We start from the raw sequence: 23,464 nt of genomic DNA on the forward strand, positions 1-23,464 counted from the left end.
GCTATATAATGACCATCTCAGCAGAGCTTCTGCCTCAACATGTTGCCATCATTATGGATGGCAACAATCGTTTTGCAAAAAAGAAACATCTACAAAAAGGTGATGGACACCGTGAAGGAAAAAATGTCCTTGATCCGATTGTAGAGCATTGTCGTAAAGTGGGTGTAAAAGCACTTACTGTTTATGCCTTCTCAAGTGAAAACTGGAATCGACCTCAATACGAAGTTGATTTGCTCATGAAACTGTTGGAAGAGACGATTAATGAACAAATTCCTCGAATGATAAAGTTTCAGATTGGGCTTAGATTCATCGGGGATCGCTCTCGTTTATCGCCAGAATTGCAACAATTAATGTTGCAAGCAGAACAAAGGACTGCTACTTTCACAGAAATGACGCTCACAATTGCTGTGAGCTATGGTGGAATGTGGGATATCGCACAAACTGCTAAAACAATCGCACAACTCGTCAAAGAACAAAAAATTGATGTTGATCAAGTTGATGTTGATTTGTTTGCTCAGCATGTCAGTTTAGGTGACTTACCTCCAGTCGACTTATTGATTCGTACTGGTGGTGATTATCGATTGTCTAATTTTTTATTATGGCAATCTGCATATGCTGAGTTGTATTTTACTGAGACGTTGTGGCCAGAATTCACAACAGAAGAATTGGATCATGCCTTTGGTGTGTTTTTAGGGCGTGAAAGGCGCTTTGGAAAAACCTCTGAGCAGGTCCAACAAGAGAAAATAGAGAACTAATAATGTTAGAGCGGATAATTACCGCATTGATTTTAGTGGCTGTAGTCTTGAGCTGTATGTTTGCAACTACATCCATTTATCCAATGTTAGCGTTAATGATTATCGCTGCCGGGGGGGCTGGCTATGAGTGGTTTAAACTCATGCCTCGTCAAACTGATCAAGTGAATAAATTTAAAGCAGGATGCTTTGGTGTAATCACTGCGGTATTTTCTGCAATTGCGCTTTATTTTGATGATCTAGTACTGCTGTTGTGGAGTGCTTCGATTATTACTTGGGTTATTACCATTTATTGGGTTAAGCAATATCCTCTTTATGATGCGTGGTATAACACTTCACTGAATTGGATTGGTGTAGTGATTATTAGCGCTGCAGTATCGGCAATATACGAAGTCTGGATAAGTTCACCTTGGTGGCTCATGTATCTATTCCTCTTAGTGTGGGGTGCTGATAGTGGGGCGTATTTTGTAGGTAGGAAGCTTGGTAAGCGTAAGCTTGCACCTGAGGTGAGCCCGAATAAATCTATTGAAGGGTTAATCGGTGGTGTAATTACAGTCATCATTGTTATCTTATTTGTACAATTTAACTATTTAGATTTAACCGCAGTAGAGCATATTCTATTTTTACTCCTATCTGTGCTGACAGTATTTAGCTCAGTTCAAGGTGATTTATTTGAATCAATGATTAAGCGTCGTGCAGGTATTAAGGATTCAGGTCGTATTTTGCCTGGTCATGGTGGTGTATTAGATCGCATTGACTCATTGCTTGCTGCCGCACCTATTTTTGCTGCGGGAATATTTGTTTTAAAACTTGTTGGTGTAGATTTATAGATGTCTCAATCAGTATGTATATTAGGTGTAACGGGTTCAATTGGACAAAGTACCTTAAAAGTCATTGATCGACATCCAGAGAAGTACAATGTTTTTGCGGTATCTGCATTTAGTCGTGTAGAGCAGTTAAGCGAAATATGTCTACAATATCATCCACAGTATGCTGTTGTACCTTCAGGCAAGGTGGATGAACTACATCAATTTTTCAAATTAAAAAATATCACTTCAACCGAAATTCTCTCTGATGAGTCGGGTTTAATCGCTGTTGCTGAGCATCCTCAGGTTGATATCGTGATGGCGGCGATAGTGGGTGCGGCAGGATTATTGCCAACACTCGCTGCTGTTCAAGCTGGTAAGCGTGTTCTTCTAGCAAATAAAGAATCGTTGGTGATGTCTGGTGACATCATGATGAAGGCCGCTAAAGAGAATAAAGCCTTATTATTACCTGTAGATTCTGAACATAACGCAATATTTCAGTGCCTGCCTCAAAATTATTTACAATTAGATACAGGTGGTAAACCCCAGTTAGGTGTTTCACAAATTTTGTTGACTGCTTCTGGCGGTCCATTTTTGCATCATACGCTAGATGAGCTCAGTAAGGTGACACCTGCACAGGCTTGTAAGCACCCTAATTGGTCAATGGGCCAGAAGATATCAGTTGATTCGGCAACGCTAATGAACAAAGGTCTCGAGTTGATCGAGGCCTGTCATTTATTTTCAATTCAAGAACATTTTGTTACAGTGGTTGTGCACCCACAAAGTATTATTCACTCAATGGTTCAGTATGTTGATGGTAGTACTTTGGCTCAAATGGGTAATCCTGATATGTGTACGCCGATTGCACATGCATTTGCATGGCCAAATCGGATTGAAACACATGTTCCTCCGCTAGATTTATTTGTAAACGATACGCTTAATTTTAAGCAGCCTGATACTGTGCGCTTTCCAGCGCTGCAATTGGCTCGTGAAGCAATGAAATCTGGAGGATTGGCGCCTACGATCTTAAATGCTGCAAACGAAATCGCGGTTGAAGCATTTTTAAAAAATAAAATCAAATTTTTAGATATTCCTAAAGTTGTTGAATCCACTTTGAATCATGTTCAAAATTCAAATGCTGATTCTTTAGAGCTAATCTTAGAGACTGATGCGCTTGCACGTCGCTATGCTATTCAACTCACGAATTCACTGGGTACCTAAGATGAATATACTTTTCATTATCGTCGCGGCTATTTTGCTTCTAGGTCCATTGATTGCAATTCATGAATTTGGACATTACTGGGTAGCACGAAAACTTGGCGTTAAGGTTCTTGTTTATTCAATTGGATTTGGTCCAACAGTTCTAAAGTGGACCTCTAAAAAGTCAGGCATTCAATATCAGCTCTCTGCATTGCCTTTAGGTGGTTATGTAAAAATGCTAGATGAGCGTGAAGGTAATGTAAGTGCAGAAGATTTACCTTATGCGTTTAATCGGCAATCCCCTTTAAAACGAATTGCAATCGTTGCTGCGGGGCCCCTCGTTAATTTAATTTTTGCCGTTTTACTGTTTTGGATTCTATTCTTACCAGCACAAGAACAATTAAACACTCGAATTGGTAAAGTGATTGAAAATACGCCAGCCGCACAAGTAGAGATGCGTTCTGGTGATAAAATCATAGCAGTGGATGGAACTGCAACGCCAACTTGGGAAAAATTGAATTATGCGCTGATTGATCGCGTAGGTGAAACTGGTACGATTCAAATTCAAGCTGATCGTGATGGTCAGGTGCAAACTTTTAATTTACCGATTCAGCAATTTCTAAAAGATCAGTCTCAATCACCTTTGGATGTCTTGGGGTTTTTACCATATCGACCTCATGTTCAACCAGTTGTGCATAAATTATCTGAAGATGGTGCTGCTATACGCCAAGGGATGAAGGAAGGTGATGTAATTGTCGCGATTGATAATAAAAAAATTAACGATTGGTTTGAAGTTGTTGATATAGTACAAAAATCACCAGAAAAACTATTGAATATTGAAGTGATGCGTCAAGGCGAGGTTGTTCAATTAAAGGTCATGCCGCAAGGAAAGCGTGACAATATGGGCAATACGGCAGGAATGTTGGGAGTGCAAGCTCAATCTGGTCAGATCAATATTCCTGCTGAATATAAGCATACAATTCAATATAATCCAGCGGAAGCTTTCGTGGTTGCGGTTGAAAAAACGGGTCAATTATCTTCTATGATACTTGGCTCAATTGTCAAAATGATTCGTGGATTGATTGGGTTGGATAATCTCTCGGGTCCAATTACGATTGCTAAAGTTGCAGGTCAAAGTGCTGAAATGGGGTGGCAAACTTTCATTTCATTTATGGCATTAATGAGTGTAAGTTTGGGTATATTAAATTTGCTTCCGATTCCGATGTTGGATGGTGGGCATTTAGTTTATTACATAATTGAATTAATTCGTGGTAAACCTGTTTCTGAACAAATACAATTGGTTGGATTAAAAATTGGTATGGTGTTGCTGGGAAGTATGATGTTTCTCGCAATATTTAATGATTTTATGCGTTTATAAGCGTTATAGATGGATAATTAACTTACTGGAAAACAATAGGCATGCAGCACAAACATTTATTTATGCCATTGGCACTCGTTAGCGCAATGGCAGCAGTACAACAAGTATATGCAGCAGACGAGTTTATCGCGCGGGATGTGCGTGTTGATGGATTAGTTCGACTAACGCAAGCTAATGTACTCGCAATGTTACCGGTGAATGCTGGGGATCGCATTAATGATCCAGTGATTGCGAATGCGATTCGTGCGTTGTATGCCTCTAATTCGTTTGATGATATTCAAGCTTTCAAAGAAAACGATGTTTTGGTTTTCAAAGTCGTTGAACGTCCTATTATTTCTAAAATTAATTTCAAGGGTAATAAGCTCATTCCAAAAGAAGCCTTGGAAGAGGGCTTGAAGAAAATGGGTCTAGCTGAAGGTGAGGTGCTCACTAAATCTGCACTTCAGACGCTAGAAACCGAGCTTGAACAACAGTATTCACAACAAGGTCGCTACAATGCTGATATTCAGGTTGAAACTGTTGCAAAAGCTAATAACCGTGTAGATGTCAATATTAATTTCATTGAAGGTAAACCAGCTAAAGTTTTTGAAATTAATTTAATTGGTAATACTGTATTTAAAGACGATGAAATTAAGCAAGTCTTTGCTGTCAAGGAAAGCGGATGGTTATCTGTCATTTCCAGAAATGATCGCTACGCGCGTGAAAAAATGGCAGCAAGCCTTGAAGCATTAAGAGCTTTATACCTTAATAAAGGTTATATCAATTTTGAAATTACCAACTCTAATTTGAATATCAGTGAAGATAAAAAAAATATTTTCATTGAAGTTTCAATGAATGAGGGTGAGCAATTTAAATTTGGTGAAACCAAATTTTTAGGTGATGCTTTATATAAAGACGAAGATCTTCGTGCACTAAAGATTTATAAAGATGATGCAACTTATTCACAAGAGTTGGTGAATGCAGTAAAACAGTTGTTACAGCGTAAGTATGGTAATGCTGGTTATTACTATGCTGAAATTAATGTTGTGCCTCAAATTGACAATGAAACAAAAAAAGTTAATTTGAATTATTACATCAATCCGGGTCAGCAAGTTACGGTTAGACGTATTAATTTTACAGGTAATACCAAGACTGCTGATGAAGTTTTACGTCGTGAAATGCGCCAGATGGAAGGTGCATTAGCGAGTAACGAAAAAATTGATCTTTCAAAAGTCCGTTTAATGCGTACTGGATTTTTCAGTAAAGTAGATGTTAAGCCGGTACGTGTTCCGGGGGCGCCTGATCAGATTGATTTGAATATCGCTGTTGAAGAACAACACTCAGGATCAAGTACTTTAGCTGTGGGTTATTCGCAAAATGGCGGTATCACGTTCCAAGCAGGTTTAAGTCAAACTAACTTTTTAGGTACAGGTAACCGTGTAGCGATTGATCTTTCTCGTTCTGAGACACAAGATTATTATAACCTAAGTGTTACTGATCCATACTTTACAATTGATGGTGTCAGCCGTGGTTACAATCTCTATTATCGTAAGACGAAATTAGACGAAGACTATAACGTTAACAACTATGTTACGGATAGTTTTGGTGGTGGTCTGAGCTTTGGTTACCCAATTGATGAGAATCAGAGCTTAAGTGCTGGTATTAATATTGATCAAACTGAAGTAACGACTGGTCCATTTGTTTCTACATATGTGCGTGATTATTTGCTTGCAAATGATGGTCGACAAACGAAAGCTCAGAAATATTGTCTCGAGTATAGTAAAGATGACCCAACATTATGTGTTAATGAAACTGATGAGATTGGCACTGAGTTCAAAGGTGATTTCTTTACTTATAGTTTAAATTTAGGTTGGTCTTATAACACATTAAATAATCCACGCTTCCCAACGTCTGGGATGTCTCATCGTGTTAATGCTGAGATTGCATTGCCAGGTAGTGATGTTGAATATCAGAAGGTTACATACGATACGCAAGCCTTTATTCCGATAGGTAAGGATTTTGTATGGCGTGGTTATGGTAAGTTAGGTTTCGGTAATGATTTACCATTCTATAAAAACTATTACGCTGGTGGCTATGGGTCTGTCCGTGGTTTTGATAATAGTACATTAGGTCCAAAATACCCGAGTATTACAGATGCTGCTTTAACTCGAGAAGATAGAAACCCTGAAGAAGTGGGGGGTAATGCATTAGTGCAATTTGGTACTGAATTGATTTTACCAGTACCATTTAAAGGTGATTGGGCACGCCAAGTACGTCCTGTGATCTTTGCAGAAGGCGCTCAAGTGTTCGACACTCAATGTGATGTTCCAACTGGGGACATATATTTTGGTAATTCTCCAGCAACTCCAGTTGGTGCGAGACAATACTGTAAAGATAACTTTGGCTTCGATGCCGGGAATATGCGTTATAGTGTTGGTGTAGGCTTCACATGGATTACGATGATTGGTCCACTATCATTAAGCTATGCGTACCCACTGAATGATAAGCCTGGTGATGAAACTAAGTCTGTTCAGTTTGAAATTGGTCGTACTTTCTAGTACGGCCTTTTGCCTTTAAGGAATAATAATGAATATATTTAAAACAATGATATCAACGGTTTTACTCACATCTGTAGTTGGCTTTGCGCATGCAGCAGGATATGGGGTAATCGATTTGGAAAAAGTGGTAGAAAATAGCACGTACTTAAAACAGCAGAATACTCAGCTTGAGCAGTCAATTAAACCGCAAACGTTAAAATTAGAACAATTGGGTAAAGAAATTGAAGCGTTGGCTAAATCAGCTCAAGCCAATCAATCGAATGCTCAGAAACTATCCTCTCAATATCAAACGAAGATGAACGAATTTCAATCTTTGCAACAGATTGTTCAATCACGTGTTCAAAGTACCATTCAAAATACAAATAAAGTTTTCGACTCAAGAATTAAACAAGTTGCTGAACAATTGCGCAAAGAAAATAATCTTGATTTAGTTTTAAATAAAAATGCTGCCTTGGCATATGACCCAAAATACGATTTAACTGCTAAAATGATTCAAAAGGTTAATGCAATCAAATAGTCAATGAAATCAAATCAATTTCGTCTCGATCACTTGGCCAAACTTGTACAAGGCCAAGTTATTGGTGATGCAGATCTGTTGCTAGAGGGTCTTGCAAGTTTAACTCAAGCGAACTCAAACCAAATTTCTTTTGTAAATTCTGATAAGTATTTAGACGAAGCGATTTCATCTCAAGCAGGTGCCTTAATTGTCACTTCTGAGATGCAGGCTCAGCTTAATCAGCATAATAATTTTATTGTCGTACAAAATCCGTATCTTGCTTTCGCGATTTTAACTCATGTGTTCGAATCTAAAACTGTGCAACGTGGTATCGAGGCCACCGCAGTAATCGATCCGAGTGCTATGATAGGGGATAATGTATATATTGGACATTATGTGGTGGTTGGCCCGCATGCCGTGATTGGTTCAAATACAGTCATTCATTCGCAAACTAAAATTGATGAGTATGTTGAAATCGGTGAGGATTGTTTCATTGATTCGCATGTCACGATTACGGGTCGATCTAAAATTGCTAAACGTGTTCGTATCCATGCGAATACCGTAATTGGAGGAGAGGGTTTTGGCTTTGCTCCTTATCAAGGTAAGTGGAACCGAATTGCTCAACTCGGGTCTGTTCAAATTGGAAATGATGTCAGAATTGGTTCCAACTGTAGTATTGATCGTGGCGCTTTGGATGACACTATACTTCATGATGGTGTGATTATTGATAATCTTGTGCAAGTCGCACATAACGTTCAAATCGGTGAAAATACTGCAATTGCTGCAAAATGCGGTATTGCGGGCAGTACTGTGATTGGCAAAAACTGTATCCTTGCAGGTGCTTGTGGTATCTCAGGACATCTAAAAATTGTAGATAATGTGACGCTAACTGGAATGTCAATGGTTACAGGTAGCATTTTAGAAGCTGGTACATATTCTTCAGGAATGGGATTGCTCGAAAATTCTCGTTGGAAACGAACAGTTGTTCGTCTAAGACAATTAGCAGATGTGCCATTGACCAAATTAGTCAAACAAATAGATGATATGCAGGCTCAGTTAGAGTCAATCGAATCAACTTTAAAATTGCGTAAATAATATGACAGAGTCTACTTTATCTTTTTCAATTCCTGAATTGCCGATGAATATTCAAACAATTCGTGAATATTTGCCGCATCGTTATCCATTTCTATTGGTAGACCGTGTTACAGAAGTGACTGAGAATGGAATTGTCGGATTTAAAAATGTCTCCATAAATGAAGAGTTTATGCAAGGTCATTTTCCAGGTTATCCAATCATGCCGGGTGTCTTAATCGTTGAGGCGATGGCACAAATTTCTGGCGTGCTTGGCTTTATCATGAACAATGAAAAACCCAAACCTGGTTCACTTTTTCTTTTCGCTGGCGCTGAAAAAGTTCGTTTTAAAAAACAAGTCGTTCCTGGTGATCAACTCGTGTTAAAATCAGAGCTTGTAATGCAGAAACGTGGTATTTACAAGTATCTTTGTAGTGCGAGCGTTGATGGTGTAATTGCAGCGACAGCTGAAATTATTATTTCTCATCAGAAATTAGAGCAAGCATGAGTAACAGTGATTTAATCCACCCTACAGCAATTATTGATCCTACGGCAACGATTGCTTCTGATGTAAAAATTGGTCCTTATTCGATTATTGGTCCTCATGTGACGATTGATAGTGGGACAGTGTTACATTCTCATGTGGTGGTTGGTGGATATACCCGCATCGGTAAATCAAACGAAATTTTCCAGTTTGCCAGTGTGGGTGAGGTGTGTCAGGATCTTAAGTATGCTGGTGAAGAAACTTGGCTTGAGATTGGCGACAACAACAAAATTCGTGAGCATTGCAGTCTGCATCGCGGTACAGTGCAGGATCAAAGTATTACTAAAATTGGTAGTAATAATCTGTTGATGGTCAATACGCATATTGCGCATGACTGTGTGGTGGGTAATAACAACATCTTTGCAAACAATGTTGGTGTCGCAGGTCATGTGCATGTTGGTGACTTCGTTGTTGTCGGTGGCAACTCCGGTATTCATCAATTCTGTAAGATCGACTCATACAGCATGATTGGTGGAGCATCATTGATTTTGAAGGATGTTCCTGCTTATGTGATGGTGTCTGGTAATCCGGCGCATGCATTTGGAATGAATGTAGAAGGTATGCGTCGTAAGGGTTGGTCAAAAGATGTAATCAATGGTTTGCGAGAATCATTTAAGTTAATTTATAAAAGTGGTCTAACGACACAACAAGCCATTGAGCAGATTACTGCTGAAATTTTACCAAATGTTTCTGAAGCTCAGCTCCTCATAGATTCTCTAAATGAATCTAAGCGCGGTATTGTTCGTTAAGAGCTTTTGCTAGAAAAAAAAGACATCTTATGATGTCTTTTTTTATTCAACTTTTTTTGAAATATCCAGCTTCTTCAGAGTCAGGATAGGTGCTCAGTAGTTTATTTTTATAAATTTCAGCAGTTTGAGCGTTTTTATTTACATCTTTCGCGATGCTATACAGCTGATATAAAGATCGCGCTGCTTTTCCTGAATTTGGAAACTTCGACGCGACAGTTTCATAGTGTTTTCTTGCTTCTTCATAATTGGGTGGTTCAATTGCTAAATTGAATTCAGCTAACCAAAAATAGGCATTACCTGTATACACACTATTTGGATTATTACGTACAAAGTTTTGCATAGGTGCAATGGCTTTTTTTGCGCCACCTTGTTTGTATGCATCTAAGGCAACTGTATAAGCTGCTTTATCAAGTTCTTGTTGGTTGGTTTGATTCAAGTTCGTTGCATTTTGTGATGCTGTGGTATTTGAGTTAGTGCTAGTGCTTGGTGCAGTTGACTCATTAGGAACGGGTGGTGCAGCATTAGGATCCTCGATATTGGACTCTTCCACAGGATCAATTTTTTGTTGAAGGAGTTCTAATCTTTGATCTAGATCTGTATAGCGATTTTTTAATTCGTTGGTCAGTTGATTAATTTGATGTTCTTGTTCTTCTAATTTGCCTTGAAGTGCACGAATTTGATTTTCTAAGCGTTGACTTTGTTGGATAAGCTGCCAACTGGTGTTGGTAGGGGCTGTAGCGGTGTTATTCGCTGCGACTGCTGTTTGGTTCAAACTCGAATTTTGGCTTAATCCTTTTGATTCGATAGGAATATTGGCAAAAACTGATGTTGAGCTCATCAATGCTAGTGCAAGAAAAGTACGCTTATTGAGCATGTTCATTATTCCATTTGTGTCCATACTCAAATTTGAACTTTGAGTATTTTCAATTCTTAATAATCAGATCATTAAAAACGTCATAGCATTTAAAATCAATATAAATTTACAATGAAACTGTATAAATGAAGAAATTTAAGTTGAAGTTATTTAGATGAAAAATATCAAGTTTGTTGTTAATAGATTAGTAAATATTCACTTGAACTTTTTTAGTGCCTTTAAAGCCCATTATGGTCTTGCAAGATCGTTAAAAATCTCTATACTCTGTTCTTGCAATGGTAGCCCTGCTGGTGGCTTCGCAATTGTACTCTGAGAACCCCGCCAGGACCGGAAGGTAGCAACGGTATCAGAACTATGATGTGCCGGAGTTTTGCTAGTAGGGTTGCCACCATTATAATAATTTTATTTCTTATTCTTCATTCTCTTTTCTTTTTATAGCTTTCATAATCGCATCCATTTCAAAGCCTCTATATTGTAAAAAGCGAATTTGTTTTGCTTTTAATTTTGCGTCCTGAGCAACTTCATAGCCATATTTTTTGACCTTCAATAAGTATGCTTGTTCATACCAATCTATTTCTTCCATTTCTGGTTCAGCCAAGGCTTTATCAACGTGTTTGCTTTTAAGCGCTAGCTTTATTCGATTTGGACCTTTTCCTTTACGTAATTGGCTGCGTACCGTCATTTCTGCAACGCGAGCATCACTTTGATAATTTTCTCGCGCTAGCTCATCAACTAAGCTCAAAACCTCTTCCTTATTTTGTGCATACAAAGCAAGTTTATCAATTAAGTCTTTTTTTGAGTATTCTTTGCGAGTTAAGACTGCAAATGCATACGATCTCAAACGAGTCCCTGTTAAGCCTTTATTCTGTGCTAGAACTGATGAATGAGTATCATCTAAATCACATTCATCTGGTGCTTGATCGGTTAGGTGTTGACTAGCCGAGTGTTGATCATTGATGAGATGTTGAGGTTCATCTTCATTCATTATTGATTTTAATTGCTCATAATGAATGAACTTGGGAAACTTCTCTGACATTTTAAATCCATGCACTTAAACAAAAGCGCCCAGAATTTGGGCGCTTCGATTTCAAATTTTTGAAAAATTATACTTCAAATAAATCTGCTTCTTCGTCATTTTCTTCAGTTGGAGCTGGTGTCGCTGTGGTTAACAACTGTTCACGAATCATGCGATCAAGATCTTGTGCAAGTTGAGGATTTTCCTCAAGGTGACGAATCACGTTGTTCTTACCTTGTCCAATCTTGTTGCCTTGATATGAATACCAAGCACCAGCTTTTTGAACAAGTTCTTGTTGTACAGCGAGATCGACCAATTCAGCAAGCTGATTTGTACCTTTACCGTACATGATTTGGAATAATGCTTCACGGAAAGGAGGTGCCATTTTGTTCTTCACCACTTTAACGCGTGTTTCAGAACCAACAATCTCATCGCCTTCTTTCACTTGACCAATGCGGCGAATATCTAAGCGTACAGAAGCATAGAATTTGAGCGCATTACCACCAGTAGTGGTTTCTGGACTTCCAAACATGACTCCAATTTTCATACGAATTTGGTTAATGAAGATCACCATGCAGTTGGAGCGCTTTGCATTACCTGTAATTTTACGCAATGCTTGGCTCATCAAGCGTGCTTGTAGACCCATATGAGAGTCACCCATTTCACCCTCAATTTCGGCTTTAGGGGTTAAGGCTGCTACAGAATCGACAACAATTAAATCGATAGCGCCAGATCGTACCAGCATATCTGCAATTTCTAGTGCTTGTTCACCGTGATCAGGTTGTGACACCAATAAGTTATCGATATCTACACCAAGTTTGCGAGCATATTGAGGATCTAAAGCATGCTCAGCATCAATAAATGCACAAGTACCACCAGCTTTTTGACATTGCGCAATCGCTTGAAGTGTCATGGTGGTTTTACCTGATGATTCTGGACCATAAATTTCAATAATACGGCCTTTAGGTAAACCACCAATACCTAATGCGATATCCAGTGTAAGAGAGCCTGTAGATACAGCTTCTACAGCTTGAACAGTATTGTCACCAAGGCGCATTACCGTATTTTTACCAAATTGTTTTTCAATTTGGCTTAAAGCAGCACTCAGTGCTTTGCTTTTATTATCATCCATCTCATAACCTCAAAACGATGTAAATCACTGATAACTTAAGTGGATGTCTTTAATTAAGTCTAATGTCCACGGCATTTATAGTGACAGAAAAAATCGGACTGTTCTATAATTTTAAACTTCAAAACGACAGTATTTGTCGCTTTAACTTATTCATCATCGTATGACCAAACTTCGTCATATTGCTGACCATTTTGTTGACGGAATCTTGTAATATCACGTCGATCTTTTTTGCTTGGTCGATGATCTGGTCGTGCAAGATTATGCAATTTTCTTTGTGCAGAAAGCAACTCACGACGCGCGATACTGACTTCAGTTTCTTCATAGAGTAATTGTGCAGTAGGTGCCCCGCCTCGTACAGATGATAATGCTTTCACAATGACGGTTTTCTTTTCAAATCCCTGCTGAATCGTTAACTCCATTCCTACACGTACTTCTCTGGAAACTTTAACACGATCATTGTTGTGATGAACTTTACCACCTTCGATTGCTGCTTTGGCAATTGAGCGGGTTTTAAAAAAGCGTGCTGCCCAAAGCCACTTATCAATTCGCATTGAATCTGTGATTTTAGTTTCATGCTGTTTTGACATTCATTTCTTTCTCATGGTTAATTTGGTCTAAATAGGGGATTAATGATCTTAGATCATTAATTGCAGGATACTGAAGTTTAGACCTTTCGCGCTCAGGTTGAGCGCTAGATGGTTGGGTAATTGTGATTAGATGTTCAATACCAAAAGATTTAGCACCTTCGAGTACTACCGCTGTATCATCAACGAGAACGCAGTGAAGAGGTTCAAATGGGTGCATTTGCTGTAATTGATCCCAAAATTCAAAACGCTCTTTAGCAAAACCGATTGTTTCACTACTGATCATCACTTCAAAATAAGAGGTGAGGTCAACTTGATTCATTTTCAATGCCAAACCTCTTTCATCAGCATTGGTGACTAACCATATTCGGTATCCAGCTTGCTTAAGGCTTGATAGTAACGCAATGCATCCCTGTCTCGGCTTGATGAATTCTTTGTGATCGTGTTGAAGCTGAAAAGTATCAACGCCGACTTTGGCTGTCCAAAAGCGCGTAGAATACCAATCGAGCGTGTGCTTATGATCTTGATAAAATTTAAATAGAATTTGATTGCTCTGCTCTAAACTGATTTGATGAGTTTTGGCATGTCGCTCAGGGAGTTTGTGATTCCAAATTAAATCGTCAAAAGCAAGATCGAGTAGGGTTCCATCCATGTCGAACATGATGATGGGTTTATTCATTCATCTTTCCTCAGGTATTGTTGCAATTTAGCACAAATAAAAACAACAAAATGGGTGTTATTTAAATATCGATTTACACCATCATTTGATGCAAAAGGTTGGACTCGCATCAGCATTTTAAAATTGAACTTCAAGAATGGGTGTGCGTGGTGACTTCTATATTTCATTCCATTCGTATTATATCGAATTGGATGTGTAAGGTCACAAATTTAGATCTTAAGAATGAATACAAAAATAGTATAGAAGTCGCTATGAAAGCATCATATTTTTTGAAAATGGTGCATAGGAGTTTGAAGTATGACAAAACATGATAATAGTTCGAAACCACACAAAGAATCTAATGAGGATAAAGGGAATCAGGACTCTTTTAAAAATAAAGAGCCTGTAAAAAAACCGAATGAACAGCCTGAAAGTCCAGTCAAAGAGCAAAAATAAAAAACAAGCCTTCTTTAAGAAGGCTTGTTTTTTTATGTTGATACTGACTCTAAGGCGCTCTGATTTTTGGAACTATTGCGGGTGTTATTTAAGATGTATTGAGGGTTGTTGGCAATCACGCTTCGGATTTTGTTTTAAAAGTGTTAGAGTTCTTATGATTGAAATGGGTTATGTGTTTCAAAGTGGTTATATTTTATAGGTTTGCTACTATAAATATAAATCCAACAATGCAAATTAAATCACGCTGCATTTTAGGCTGAGGTTCTTAATATGATCGTCGTGCTTAGAGTGTGTAGCGCCAGAAAAAATAGGTTTTATCCATGTTTATCACAACGCATGCTCCCCAAGATCAACAAATGTTAAATTTGGTTCCGATTTTGGCTGTTGCAAGCCAAATATTATTAGAAGAATATCAAAACTATTGTGCTGGACGTGATTTTAAAATCAACGAAAAAGATGACCATTCTCCTGTAACTCAAGCAGATTTAAAGGTCAATCAATATCTGCTCAGAGAGCTTGCAAAACTTACACCTGATATTCCGATCATTTCTGAAGAAAGTGATTATTCAGAGCGACATGAATGGCCTCAATGTTGGATGCTAGACCCTTTGGATGGTACGAAGGAGTTTATTCATGAACGTGATGAATTTACAATTAATCTGAGTCTTATTCAGAACCATCAAACTGTATTTTCAGTCATAGTTGTACCGACTGAGAAAGTTATGTATATGGGCTATTTGACAGATCTTCCTTATAAATATTCATTTATGAACAATATTTGGGAAAAATATTGCAAATTTAAAGCCTCACCAGTCGATGCCATCCAAATTGGGCTGAGTCATAGTAGTAAAAATCCTAAGTATCAACACTATATTGATTATATTGAAAGAGAAATACCGGTTATACGTCGTGAAGCTGGAAGTGCTTATAAATTTTGTATGATGCTTGAGGGTGAAATAGATATTTACCCAAGATTTCATCCAACCTCCGAGTGGGACACTAGTGCTGGACAAGGCTTGCTAGAGAGCATAGGAGGTGGTTTGTTGACCTTGGATTCTGTGCCATTTACCTATAATCAGCGTGATACTGTTTTGAATAATGGTTTTATCGCCTATCGTGATCCTGAAATGAGGCAATTGGCTTTAGATGCGTTGTCAAATGTACTTTAGGGGAGTGGAACTATAATTTCATCGTGTTATAGTCAAATTAATTTCATTTATTAGAATTATTATGTCGCTGAAGTTGCTTCCTCCAAGTATGCTCAGAGCGGTTGATTTACTGCCCGATGTTGCTGTGCCTGTTACACTATTTACTCGCCACTCAATTCGTGAAATGGTGGTGGGCCAAGGACTCGCTGGATATGATTTGCAATTAACAGATCAAGGTAAGGATCTGGCGCAGGCTTGGGGGGCTTATCTTATTGATCAAACAGATCGTGTGATTGAACACTGTATTTCTAGTCCAATTCAACGTTGTATTGATACTGCAGCACTGATGATTCAAGGTGCTGATCAAATCAATCCTAAGTCAAATACCCATCATATTAAAATTGTTGAGCAGGGGCTTTTGGTCGAGCCTGGTAGCTTCGTTTTAGATATCGAGCAAGCTGCGCCATATTTTAAGCAACAAGGTGCTTTGGGATTTATCAATAGCTTTGTAAACAATACTTTACCTGGGATGAAGCAGCCAATTACAGGTGTGATTGATGTTTTACATTTGCTTTATCAAACTCACCCTCAACAGAATCATGGATTAAGTTTGGCGGTTAGCCATGACACTATTCTCGCTGGTATTCTGGCTGTAATTTCAGGTAAAACACAGATTAGTCAGCAGGATTGGCCAGAAATGATGGAAGGTTTGTTTGTTTGGTTTGAAGGTGAAGCATTTATAGATGCAAAATTGAAATGGATATGGCGTGGTGAATCTAATGAGCTGTCTATTCGTGAATTTATAGAGCAAGAAAGATAGTAATTTTAATATTTTTTAAGCATTATTGATAAATTTAAGATATAAAAAAAGCCCTTAAAGGGCTTTTTTTAACGCAACTTAGTTAGAAGCTAAAGCTTTAACTTGTGCATTTAAACGGCTCTTATGACGAGCAGCTTTGTTCTTGTGGATGATACCTTTATCAGCCATACGGTCGATTACAGGTACTGCAGTTTTGTAAGCTTCAGAAGCTGCTGCATAGTCACCCGCAGCGATCGCTGCTACTGTGCGTTTAAGGTAAGTACGAACCATAGAACGTAAGCTTGCGTTGTGTTTACGTGCTTTAACGTTTTGACGAGCACGTTTTTTTGCTTGAGCAGAGTTTGCCACTCGTGCACTCCTTGAAATTGATTGGTCTGGGCGGGCTGAAATTTCAACTAAATACAAACATTAGAAGAATTTACACCAGCCCGTAAACAAGTGCCATATTGTGATTAAATGATGCGGCAAAGTCAAGTCTTGACATGCTTTGACAACATTTTTGATGCAGATAAAATGCGGTTAGCGCGTTAGATTATATGAATATTGGAAGGAATGGCGAAAAAATGATTAAAAATATTAAAAGTGCAATAGTTATAGGGGCAACTGGTTTAGTTGGTCGATCTTTGGTAAATCATTTGAATCAATTGGTAGATTGCGAAAGAATTGTCGTAGTTGTTCGTAAGCATGATGAACAATTTGAAAAGTTCACTAAAGTTGATCAGTTGGTCATTGATGACTTTTTAATGTTAAATGATGAGGACGCTTCTGGATTCTCACATGCGTTTAGTTGCCTAGGAAGTACAATTAAAAAAGCAGGCTCTAAAGAAAATTTTTACAATATCGATTTTGAGATAAATGCTCATTTTGCTGATTTGCTTGTGAATACCGATACTTTTTTTGCAATTGTAAGTGCGGAAGGTGCGAATGAAAGATCTCATTTCTTTTATAATCAAGTGAAGGGAAAGTTAGAAAATTATCTAAAATCATTATCACTCTATCAATTGGCGATCATTCGACCTTCACTCTTAATTGGTGAAAGAGCTGAAACAAGGACACTCGAAGATATTTCTCAGAGTATTTTCAAGCGAGTATCGCAATTTCTGCCAAATACATTCAAATATAAGCCAGTGACAGCAGAGCAAGTCGCTAATACTATGGTCGTGAGCGCAAGAACTCAAAATGAAAAAATTAAGATTTATGATAATTTAGAGATTCAAAAACATAACTGAGGGTATAAAAAGTGACAACGCCAACATTTGTGACGTGTGATTTACTGGATGACCATCCTGATTTAGATATTCAAGTATTGTATCCATCTATTGATGGAAAATTCTTCAAAAGTTACGGCGGTGTAAAAAGCTTTGGGGGTGAAGCTGTCACTGTTAAATGTTTTGAGGACAATTCACGAGTAAAAGAGTTACTCGCTACAGATGGGCAAGGCAAAGTTTTAGTTGTAGATGGTGGTTCTTCCATGCGTTGTGCATTGATGGGAGATATGATTGCTGAGTCTGCCGTTAAATATGGATGGAGTGGTGTCATTATTAATGGTTGTGTTAGAGATGTTGATGCCATTGCGAGTTTAAATCTAGGCGTGCACGCACTTGCGGCTATACCTCAAAAAAGTAATCGCAAAGGGGTGGGCGAAACCAATATCACGATTCAGATTGGAAATATCACAATCCAACCAGGTGATTATATCTATGCAGACAATAATGGAATTATTGTGTCCAAGACAAAATTAGTCGATTAATTTAAATAAAACAAAAACGAGGTAATCAGTATGGTGATTCATCAATTAAAAGTGGCTCAGGCGCTAGCTTCAGCTGTTGCAGAAGGTGGACGTGGGACTTCAGGTACACCGTTTCCTAAACAGCCAGAAAAAGCATTAAAGCTTTACGAATTTGAAGGATCACCATTCTGTCGTCGTGTAAGAGAGGTGTTGACTTTACTTAATCTTGACTACGAAGTGTATCCTTGTCCGAAAGGTGGAAGGGTCTATCGAGATCAAGTAAAAACACTTGGTGGTAAGATTCAATTTCCTTTTTTAATTGATGAAAATACTGGGGCTAAACTTTACGAGTCTCAGGATATTATTCACTATCTTTTTAAGCATTATGGTGAGACAGGTCAAACACCGAAGCAATTCTCACATTACCCCAAATTGCCTGTAGTTGCTCTAGCTGGAACACTGATTAATGGTGCTCGTGGGATTTTTATAAATAAAGCGATTAAGCAGAGACCACAACCCGAGCATTTAATTGAGCTGTGGGGGTTTGAAGCGAGTCCATACACCAGAATCGTGCGCGCTGAACTCACAGAACTTGAATTACCATTTAAGTTTCATAATGTCGCTAAAGAGCGTTGGCAGGATCAAGGACCAGCGATTTTACGATTGAAGCCTGGGAAATATATTCCTTTGGCTGGCGGTAAACGCGAGCAGGTTGTAAAGGTAATGAATCGCAAGGGGCAGGATATACAAGTCCCGTACTTAGTTGATCCTAACACAGGCGTAAAATTGTTCGAATCGAAGAAGATTGTAGAATATTTAAGAAAAAATTACGGTTAATTTTAGTTTGAGTGCTTTTTGGTCATGAATATAGGTGTATTCGTGACCAGATGCTAAGATAGACCATCATTTTGAGTTTTCAGCTTTTCTTCCCAAACTATGTTTAAAAAAATTTCTGATTTGATTCAAAAAAAACCATCGGCTGAGCAAGTTTATTTACAGACTCATCAAATTCGTCATGATCCTGAATTAGGATATATTATCGATGACGTTGTTTTGAATGAACTAAATGAAAGATTGTCATATTTTTCGAACCGAAAGGTTACTCGTTTTGATGATTTGGAAAATTTATTTTATCGGGGAATGTTGATCAAAGAGAAAATAGATCTCGAGTTGAATACAGGTCGTTTTACAACGAGATTAGGTAATAATCAACAGAATCTAGAACAGTTAAAAAAATTCGTGATATTGCTCAATGATTATTATCGTGAATTCAAACGTGAGCGCTAATGTTTGCGACTGAATGTTTGTGATATCTAAAAATAACTCATTCTCGATTTTGAACATGATAAAATAGTGCAATGTCCTACCAGACTTTTAAAGCGATCTTCATGTTCCAAAAAGAAATTTCTCAACTTAATCTATCACAAATAAAATCTGGCGAAAAAAGATGGTTAGGGGCGCTTAAAGGCTCTGCCATCGCTTTGCTTTTAAAAGAAATAAGTCAAAACTCTGATCGACTCTTTGTTCTGGTAGCTAGAAATAATCAACATTTAGCTCAACTTGAGAGTGAACTTGAATTTTATGGTGTGAAGCCCACCATCTTTCCAGATTGGGAGATCTTACCTTACGATCGGTTGTCTCCGCATCAAGATATTGTCTCAGAAAGATTATCAGTGCTCTCTAATATGCCAACAAAAGGGATACTACTCATTTCAAGCACAACTTTGGCACAACGTGTTGCGCCGACGTCTTGGGTGTTAGGGGAGCATTTTGATATTAGCGTTGGGCAAAAATTTGATTTAGAAAAGCAGAAACAACGCCTGATTCAGGCTGGTTATCATTTGGTCGATACTGTATATGATCATGGAGAATTTGCTGTTCGGGGAAGTTTAGTTGATATTTTTGCTTCAGGGCAAGATGCTCCAATTCGAATAGATTTGTTTGATGATGAAATTGATTCTTTAAAATTTTTTGATCCAGAAACTCAAAGGACCACGACGAAACTTGAACATTTTAAGGTTTTACCAGCTAAAGAGTTTCCTTTAAAAGAAGGTAGAGCTCAATTTCGAGACCGTTATGCTGAAGAGTTTCCAACGGCGAACCCGAAAAAAAATCCAATTTATCAGGATGTAATGGAGGGTATATCTTCACCGGGATTGGACTATTACTTTCCGCTGTTTTTTTCAAAAAAAGAAATGCTAGAACAAAGTAGTATTACATCATACTTACCAAAACATTCCATTGTCATTACAGATCGCAATATTGAAAGTGAATTAACTCAATTTTGGAAAGATATTTATCAGCGTTATGAAGACCGACGTCATAATGTTGATCAACCTTTATTAGCTCCAGAACAAATCTTCTTTCAACAAAATCAAATTTTTGAACAACTCAATCAGTTTCCTCGTATTATCGCATCTGACGAAGTTTTTGAACCTAAAGCGGGTGTAATTAATACCTCTGCTGAACAGCCACCTCGTTTAGCGGTAGAGCCTAAACATCAACAGCCATTTCATGCTGTAAAATCATTTATTGATGCTGCGCAACACCCTGTCTTACTCGTCGCTGAAAGTGCGGGACGTCGTGAATCGTTAAAGGACTCCTTGCGAGCAAGTATGGGTGAAATTCCTGTTGTAGAGCATTATCAGGAGTTTATTAATCAACAATATTCAGTAGCAGTAACGCATGCACCACTTGAACGTGGCTTGGAGATTAAAGGACAAATATCTGTCATTTCAGAAAATCAACTCTATGAGCATCGTGTTGTACAACGCCGTAGAAAACGCCAGCATGAAGTTTCTGAAGAGTTCTTAGTTAAAAGTTTAACTGAATTAAGTATAGGTGCTCCTGTAGTTCATATTGATCACGGTGTAGGTCGCTATGCGGGATTAGTGACTTTATGTATTGATGAGCAAGACCACGAATTTTTGCAACTTAATTATGCTGATGATGCCAAAGTCTATGTTCCTGTCACCAATTTGCATCTGATTAGTCGATACAGTGGAGGTGATCCTGATTTAGCACCACTGCATAAACTTGGTACTGATGCTTGGAATAAAGCTAAGCGCAAAGCACTAGAGCAAATACATGATGTTGCAGCCGAACTTCTTCATATTCAAGCAAGACGCCACTCAAAACCAGGTATTCAATTTGAATTAGATCACACTACTTATATGCAGTTTGTTAGTGGTTTTGCTTATGAAGAAACGCTTGATCAAGCGAATGCTATCGAAGCGACTTTATACGACATGCAACAAGCTAAACCAATGGATCGTTTAGTCTGTGGTGATGTTGGATTTGGTAAGACAGAAGTGGCGATGAGAGCTGCTTTTGTTGCTGTACAGAACAATAAGCAAGTTGCTGTTTTAGTTCCAACAACTTTACTTGCGCAACAGCATTATGAATCTTTCAAAGATCGATTTGCTGATTGGCCTATCCGTATTGAAGTTTTATCTCGATTTGGCTCAAATAAAACACACTTAAAAACGATCGAAGATTTGGCAGAGGGTAAAGTTGATATCGTCATTGGAACGCATAAAATTTTGCAGGAAAATGTCCAGTTTAAACAACTTGGATTGATGATTGTTGATGAAGAACATCGCTTTGGTGTGCGAGATAAAGAACGTATTAAAGCGATGCGTGCCGATGTAGATATGCTGACGCTAACCGCTACGCCAATCCCGCGTACCTTAAATATGGCGTTTTCAGGTATGCGTGACCTCTCAATTATTGCTACACCACCTGCACGCCGTCTCGCTGTTAAGACCTTTGTCAATGAGCAGACCGATGCCACGATGAAAGAGGCGATCTTGCGTGAACTATTACGTGGTGGTCAGGTTTATATTTTGCATAATGAAGTGGATACCATTGAACGAGCGGCTGAAAATATTCGGTTGTTAGTTCCTGAAGCTCGGGTTGCAGTTGCGCATGGTCAAATGCGTGAGCGTGAGTTAGAACAGGTCATGCAGCAGTTTTATCATAAAGAATATAATGTATTGGTGTGTTCGACCATTATTGAAACGGGAATTGATGTACCAAATGCCAATACAATTATCATCGAGCGAGCAGACAAGCTAGGTTTGGCACAACTTCATCAACTGCGTGGTCGTGTGGGGCGCTCTCATCATCAAGCCTATGCGTATCTGATGGTTCCGTCTATTAAAGGCTTAAAAGGTGATGCTGAAAAACGACTTGATGCCATTCAGCGTGCTTCTACTTTAGGCGCTGGTTTTGTATTGGCAACAGAGGATTTAGAAATACGTGGAGCAGGCGAGCTTTTAGGTGAGCAACAAAGTGGTTCAATGCATGCAATTGGATATAGTCTATATATGGAAATGCTTGAGAAAGCGACTAAAGCTATCCAAAATGGTAAGACTCCTAACTTTGATGCCCCTTTGTCACTCACGGCTGAAATTAGTTTACATATGCCTGCATTAATTCCAGATGAATATTTAGGTGATGTGCATCAGCGTTTATTGTTCTATAAGCGAATTAGTAATACGGATACACAAGAAAAACTCGATCATATCCGTATGGAGCTTATCGATCGTTTTGGTGTGCTACCTCAACAAGTGAAATATCTTTTTACTGTTCATCAGGTGCGTATAAAAGCAGAAAAATTAGGTATTACCAAAATTGATTTGAGTAAGCAGGGTGGCCAAATTGAATTTTCACCTGATACTCCTGTTCAAGCGATGAGTATTATCCAAATGATGCAAAAACATCCGACATTTTTTAGAATGGACGGTGGTCAACGTCTGAAAGTGATGGTTATGCTTGAGGAAAATGATAAAAGAATTCAGTTTATTAATGATCTTTTAGATGAGTTGATGAGAGGGCTCAACTGATCTAAGTTGGGCTTGAATCTAGACTTGTTCATTGCTCAAAATGCACTGGCTGACAGTCAACCTTATAGGTTGATTTTTTAGCGATGCATTGCAATGAATGAGTGAGATTCAAATCAATGAAATACATATTTTTTTGTATCGAAACACATGACTAATAATACTCAGTCTAAAACTGTTGTGTTAGTATTAGCTATCCATTTAATTTTTGCGTCATTTATAAATATATGTTTAGTTTGCATCCACAACTTGCTCAAGATACTTTTTTTGTTGGCGACTTTCCACTTTCAACTTGTCGTTTAATGAATGACATGCAATTTCCATGGTTGATTTTGGTACCGCGTGTTCCTGGTGTAACTGAATTATATGAATTAAGCCAAGCAGACCAAGAACAATTTTTAAGAGAATCTAGCTGGTTATCTAGTCAATTATCTCGAGTTTTCCGTGCGGATAAAATGAACGTTGCAGCACTAGGAAATATGGTTCCTCAACTTCATTTTCATCATGTAGTTCGTTATCAGAATGATTCTGCATGGCCTAAGCCTGTTTGGGGTGCTTCACCTGCAGTTCCTTACAGTAATGATGTTTTAGCGCATATGCGTCAAACGCTCATGCTCGCGCTACGTGGTCAAGGTGACATGCCTTTCGATTGGCGTATGGAGTAAATACGT

The 23,464-nt window shown here is 38.3% G+C and carries 24 protein-coding genes and 1 other RNA gene; 19 read left to right on the forward strand and 6 right to left on the reverse strand.

The window, feature by feature from the left end:
* The first annotated feature begins 8 nt into the window (after positions 1 to 8).
* Genes uppS through lpxA form a run of 9 tightly spaced genes read left to right on the forward strand, consistent with a single transcriptional unit; the run spans position 9 to position 9,533 of the window.
* Positions 9 to 755: a polyprenyl diphosphate synthase gene (gene uppS / locus AC1M9F_RS03010; RefSeq protein ID WP_481587503.1), complete on the forward strand. Its 747-nt coding sequence runs from the start codon at positions 9 to 11 to the stop codon at positions 753 to 755.
* 2 nt (positions 756 to 757) lie between these two features.
* The gene (locus tag AC1M9F_RS03015; protein ID WP_035263666.1) at positions 758 to 1,582 is read left to right on the forward strand and encodes a phosphatidate cytidylyltransferase; all 825 of its coding nucleotides are present in this window, start codon (positions 758 to 760) and stop codon (positions 1,580 to 1,582) included.
* Positions 1,583 to 2,779 (forward strand): 1-deoxy-D-xylulose-5-phosphate reductoisomerase, encoded by a 1,197-nt coding sequence (ispC, locus tag AC1M9F_RS03020; RefSeq protein ID WP_481597022.1) that lies wholly within the window; start codon positions 1,583 to 1,585, stop codon positions 2,777 to 2,779.
* Between the two features lies 1 nt (position 2,780).
* The gene (gene rseP / locus AC1M9F_RS03025; RefSeq protein WP_481597023.1) at positions 2,781 to 4,136 is read left to right on the forward strand and encodes an RIP metalloprotease RseP; all 1,356 of its coding nucleotides are present in this window, start codon (positions 2,781 to 2,783) and stop codon (positions 4,134 to 4,136) included.
* A 41-nt stretch (positions 4,137 to 4,177) separates the two neighbouring features.
* Complete coding sequence (bamA, locus tag AC1M9F_RS03030) at positions 4,178 to 6,673, forward strand: outer membrane protein assembly factor BamA (protein ID WP_481591041.1); 2,496 nt, start codon at positions 4,178 to 4,180, stop codon at positions 6,671 to 6,673.
* 28 nt (positions 6,674 to 6,701) lie between these two features.
* Positions 6,702 to 7,190 carry an OmpH/Skp family outer membrane protein gene (locus AC1M9F_RS03035; RefSeq protein WP_481597024.1) on the forward strand — a complete coding sequence of 163 codons (489 nt, stop codon included), beginning with the start codon at positions 6,702 to 6,704 and terminating at the stop codon, positions 7,188 to 7,190.
* A 3-nt stretch (positions 7,191 to 7,193) separates the two neighbouring features.
* Positions 7,194 to 8,264: a UDP-3-O-(3-hydroxymyristoyl)glucosamine N-acyltransferase gene (gene lpxD, locus AC1M9F_RS03040; protein ID WP_092766345.1), complete on the forward strand. Its 1,071-nt coding sequence runs from the start codon at positions 7,194 to 7,196 to the stop codon at positions 8,262 to 8,264.
* Between the two features lies 1 nt (position 8,265).
* On the forward strand, positions 8,266 to 8,748 hold the full coding sequence (fabZ, locus tag AC1M9F_RS03045; protein WP_035263658.1) for a 3-hydroxyacyl-ACP dehydratase FabZ: 483 nt from the start codon (positions 8,266 to 8,268) through the stop codon (positions 8,746 to 8,748).
* Entirely contained in the window at positions 8,745 to 9,533 is a 789-nt protein-coding gene (gene lpxA / locus AC1M9F_RS03050) for an acyl-ACP--UDP-N-acetylglucosamine O-acyltransferase (protein ID WP_035263657.1), read from the forward strand. The genes fabZ and lpxA overlap by 4 nt, the downstream gene beginning before the upstream one ends.
* 46 nt (positions 9,534 to 9,579) lie before the next feature.
* Here the strand turns inward: lpxA and AC1M9F_RS03055 are convergent, their stop codons facing one another.
* Complete coding sequence (locus tag AC1M9F_RS03055; protein WP_481597025.1) at positions 9,580 to 10,407, reverse strand: YbgF trimerization domain-containing protein; 828 nt, start codon at positions 10,405 to 10,407, stop codon at positions 9,580 to 9,582.
* 285 nt (positions 10,408 to 10,692) lie between these two features.
* On the opposite strand from AC1M9F_RS03055, the gene ffs reads away from it, so the two are divergent.
* An RNA gene (gene ffs, locus AC1M9F_RS03060) (signal recognition particle sRNA small type) lies at positions 10,693 to 10,789 on the forward strand.
* A 27-nt stretch (positions 10,790 to 10,816) separates the two neighbouring features.
* Here the strand turns inward: ffs and AC1M9F_RS03065 are convergent.
* The 4 genes from AC1M9F_RS03065 to AC1M9F_RS03080 form a co-directional block, all read right to left on the reverse strand.
* Positions 10,817 to 11,443 (reverse strand): regulatory protein RecX, encoded by a 627-nt coding sequence (locus AC1M9F_RS03065; RefSeq protein ID WP_035263653.1) that lies wholly within the window; start codon positions 11,441 to 11,443, stop codon positions 10,817 to 10,819.
* A 67-nt stretch (positions 11,444 to 11,510) separates the two neighbouring features.
* Entirely contained in the window at positions 11,511 to 12,554 is a 1,044-nt protein-coding gene (recA, locus tag AC1M9F_RS03070; protein WP_035263652.1) for a recombinase RecA, read from the reverse strand.
* A 146-nt stretch (positions 12,555 to 12,700) separates the two neighbouring features.
* Positions 12,701 to 13,141, reverse strand: coding sequence for an RNA-binding S4 domain-containing protein (locus tag AC1M9F_RS03075; RefSeq protein WP_035263651.1), 441 nt, complete (start codon positions 13,139 to 13,141; stop codon positions 12,701 to 12,703).
* Positions 13,125 to 13,817: an HAD-IA family hydrolase gene (locus AC1M9F_RS03080; protein WP_481591038.1), complete on the reverse strand. Its 693-nt coding sequence runs from the start codon at positions 13,815 to 13,817 to the stop codon at positions 13,125 to 13,127. The genes AC1M9F_RS03075 and AC1M9F_RS03080 overlap by 17 nt, the downstream gene beginning before the upstream one ends.
* Before the next feature lie 297 nt (positions 13,818 to 14,114).
* Here AC1M9F_RS03080 and AC1M9F_RS03085 point away from each other — a divergent pair, with 297 nt between their 5' ends.
* The 3 genes from AC1M9F_RS03085 (at position 14,115) to AC1M9F_RS03095 (ending at position 16,220) form a co-directional block, all read left to right on the forward strand.
* Entirely contained in the window at positions 14,115 to 14,252 is a 138-nt protein-coding gene (locus tag AC1M9F_RS03085; protein ID WP_171076720.1) for a hypothetical protein, read from the forward strand.
* A gap of 320 nt (positions 14,253 to 14,572) precedes the next feature.
* Positions 14,573 to 15,421, forward strand: a complete 849-nt coding sequence (locus AC1M9F_RS03090; RefSeq protein WP_180027811.1) for a 3'(2'),5'-bisphosphate nucleotidase CysQ family protein — start codon at positions 14,573 to 14,575, stop codon at positions 15,419 to 15,421.
* 61 nt (positions 15,422 to 15,482) lie between these two features.
* Positions 15,483 to 16,220 (forward strand): histidine phosphatase family protein, encoded by a 738-nt coding sequence (locus AC1M9F_RS03095; protein WP_481597026.1) that lies wholly within the window; start codon positions 15,483 to 15,485, stop codon positions 16,218 to 16,220.
* Between the two features lie 78 nt (positions 16,221 to 16,298).
* Here the strand turns inward: AC1M9F_RS03095 and rpsT are convergent, their stop codons facing one another.
* Positions 16,299 to 16,568: a 30S ribosomal protein S20 gene (rpsT, locus tag AC1M9F_RS03100; protein ID WP_035263646.1), complete on the reverse strand. Its 270-nt coding sequence runs from the start codon at positions 16,566 to 16,568 to the stop codon at positions 16,299 to 16,301.
* Between the two features lie 215 nt (positions 16,569 to 16,783).
* Between rpsT and AC1M9F_RS03105 the strand changes: the two genes are divergently transcribed.
* The 6 genes from AC1M9F_RS03105 to AC1M9F_RS03130 all read left to right on the forward strand — a co-directional run bounded on the left by AC1M9F_RS03105 (position 16,784) and on the right by AC1M9F_RS03130 (position 23,458).
* Positions 16,784 to 17,449 (forward strand): Rossmann-fold NAD(P)-binding domain-containing protein, encoded by a 666-nt coding sequence (locus AC1M9F_RS03105; RefSeq protein WP_481597027.1) that lies wholly within the window; start codon positions 16,784 to 16,786, stop codon positions 17,447 to 17,449.
* Between the two features lie 11 nt (positions 17,450 to 17,460).
* A complete protein-coding gene (gene rraA, locus AC1M9F_RS03110) occupies positions 17,461 to 17,970 on the forward strand; it encodes a ribonuclease E activity regulator RraA (protein WP_035263643.1) in 510 nt (169 codons plus the stop codon).
* Positions 17,971 to 18,000: 30 nt separating this feature from the next.
* Complete coding sequence (locus tag AC1M9F_RS03115) at positions 18,001 to 18,786, forward strand: glutathione S-transferase N-terminal domain-containing protein (protein WP_481597028.1); 786 nt, start codon at positions 18,001 to 18,003, stop codon at positions 18,784 to 18,786.
* A gap of 99 nt (positions 18,787 to 18,885) precedes the next feature.
* Complete coding sequence (locus tag AC1M9F_RS03120) at positions 18,886 to 19,236, forward strand: hypothetical protein (protein ID WP_481597029.1); 351 nt, start codon at positions 18,886 to 18,888, stop codon at positions 19,234 to 19,236.
* 101 nt (positions 19,237 to 19,337) lie between these two features.
* On the forward strand, positions 19,338 to 22,796 hold the full coding sequence (gene mfd, locus AC1M9F_RS03125) for a transcription-repair coupling factor (protein WP_481597119.1): 3,459 nt from the start codon (positions 19,338 to 19,340) through the stop codon (positions 22,794 to 22,796).
* A gap of 224 nt (positions 22,797 to 23,020) precedes the next feature.
* Positions 23,021 to 23,458, forward strand: a complete 438-nt coding sequence (locus AC1M9F_RS03130; protein ID WP_035263634.1) for an HIT domain-containing protein — start codon at positions 23,021 to 23,023, stop codon at positions 23,456 to 23,458.
* Positions 23,459 to 23,464 lie beyond the last annotated feature (6 nt).

This window comes from Acinetobacter sp. ANC_7504 (genome assembly GCF_056779995.1).

Coding starts and splice junctions, on each gene's coding strand:
- AC1M9F_RS03115 (WP_481597028.1), top strand. CDS start 18,001: ATGGTGATTCATCAATTAAAAGTGGCTCAGGCGCTAGCTTCAGCTGTT.
- AC1M9F_RS03120 (WP_481597029.1), top strand. CDS start 18,886: ATGTTTAAAAAAATTTCTGATTTGATTCAAAAAAAACCATCGGCTGAG.
- mfd (WP_481597119.1), top strand. CDS start 19,338: ATGTTCCAAAAAGAAATTTCTCAACTTAATCTATCACAAATAAAATCT.
- rseP (WP_481597023.1), top strand. CDS start 2,781: ATGAATATACTTTTCATTATCGTCGCGGCTATTTTGCTTCTAGGTCCA.
- uppS (WP_481587503.1), top strand. CDS start 9: ATGACCATCTCAGCAGAGCTTCTGCCTCAACATGTTGCCATCATTATG.
- AC1M9F_RS03085 (WP_171076720.1), top strand. CDS start 14,115: ATGACAAAACATGATAATAGTTCGAAACCACACAAAGAATCTAATGAG.
- AC1M9F_RS03095 (WP_481597026.1), top strand. CDS start 15,483: ATGTCGCTGAAGTTGCTTCCTCCAAGTATGCTCAGAGCGGTTGATTTA.
- AC1M9F_RS03035 (WP_481597024.1), top strand. CDS start 6,702: ATGAATATATTTAAAACAATGATATCAACGGTTTTACTCACATCTGTA.
- ispC (WP_481597022.1), top strand. CDS start 1,583: ATGTCTCAATCAGTATGTATATTAGGTGTAACGGGTTCAATTGGACAA.
- AC1M9F_RS03015 (WP_035263666.1), top strand. CDS start 758: ATGTTAGAGCGGATAATTACCGCATTGATTTTAGTGGCTGTAGTCTTG.
- AC1M9F_RS03065 (WP_035263653.1), bottom strand. CDS start 11,443: ATGTCAGAGAAGTTTCCCAAGTTCATTCATTATGAGCAATTAAAATCA.
- lpxD (WP_092766345.1), top strand. CDS start 7,194: ATGAAATCAAATCAATTTCGTCTCGATCACTTGGCCAAACTTGTACAA.
- AC1M9F_RS03090 (WP_180027811.1), top strand. CDS start 14,573: ATGTTTATCACAACGCATGCTCCCCAAGATCAACAAATGTTAAATTTG.
- bamA (WP_481591041.1), top strand. CDS start 4,178: ATGCAGCACAAACATTTATTTATGCCATTGGCACTCGTTAGCGCAATG.
- fabZ (WP_035263658.1), top strand. CDS start 8,266: ATGACAGAGTCTACTTTATCTTTTTCAATTCCTGAATTGCCGATGAAT.
- AC1M9F_RS03130 (WP_035263634.1), top strand. CDS start 23,021: ATGTTTAGTTTGCATCCACAACTTGCTCAAGATACTTTTTTTGTTGGC.
- AC1M9F_RS03075 (WP_035263651.1), bottom strand. CDS start 13,141: ATGTCAAAACAGCATGAAACTAAAATCACAGATTCAATGCGAATTGAT.
- AC1M9F_RS03105 (WP_481597027.1), top strand. CDS start 16,784: ATGATTAAAAATATTAAAAGTGCAATAGTTATAGGGGCAACTGGTTTA.
- AC1M9F_RS03080 (WP_481591038.1), bottom strand. CDS start 13,817: ATGAATAAACCCATCATCATGTTCGACATGGATGGAACCCTACTCGAT.
- lpxA (WP_035263657.1), top strand. CDS start 8,745: ATGAGTAACAGTGATTTAATCCACCCTACAGCAATTATTGATCCTACG.
- recA (WP_035263652.1), bottom strand. CDS start 12,554: ATGGATGATAATAAAAGCAAAGCACTGAGTGCTGCTTTAAGCCAAATT.
- AC1M9F_RS03055 (WP_481597025.1), bottom strand. CDS start 10,407: ATGCTCAATAAGCGTACTTTTCTTGCACTAGCATTGATGAGCTCAACA.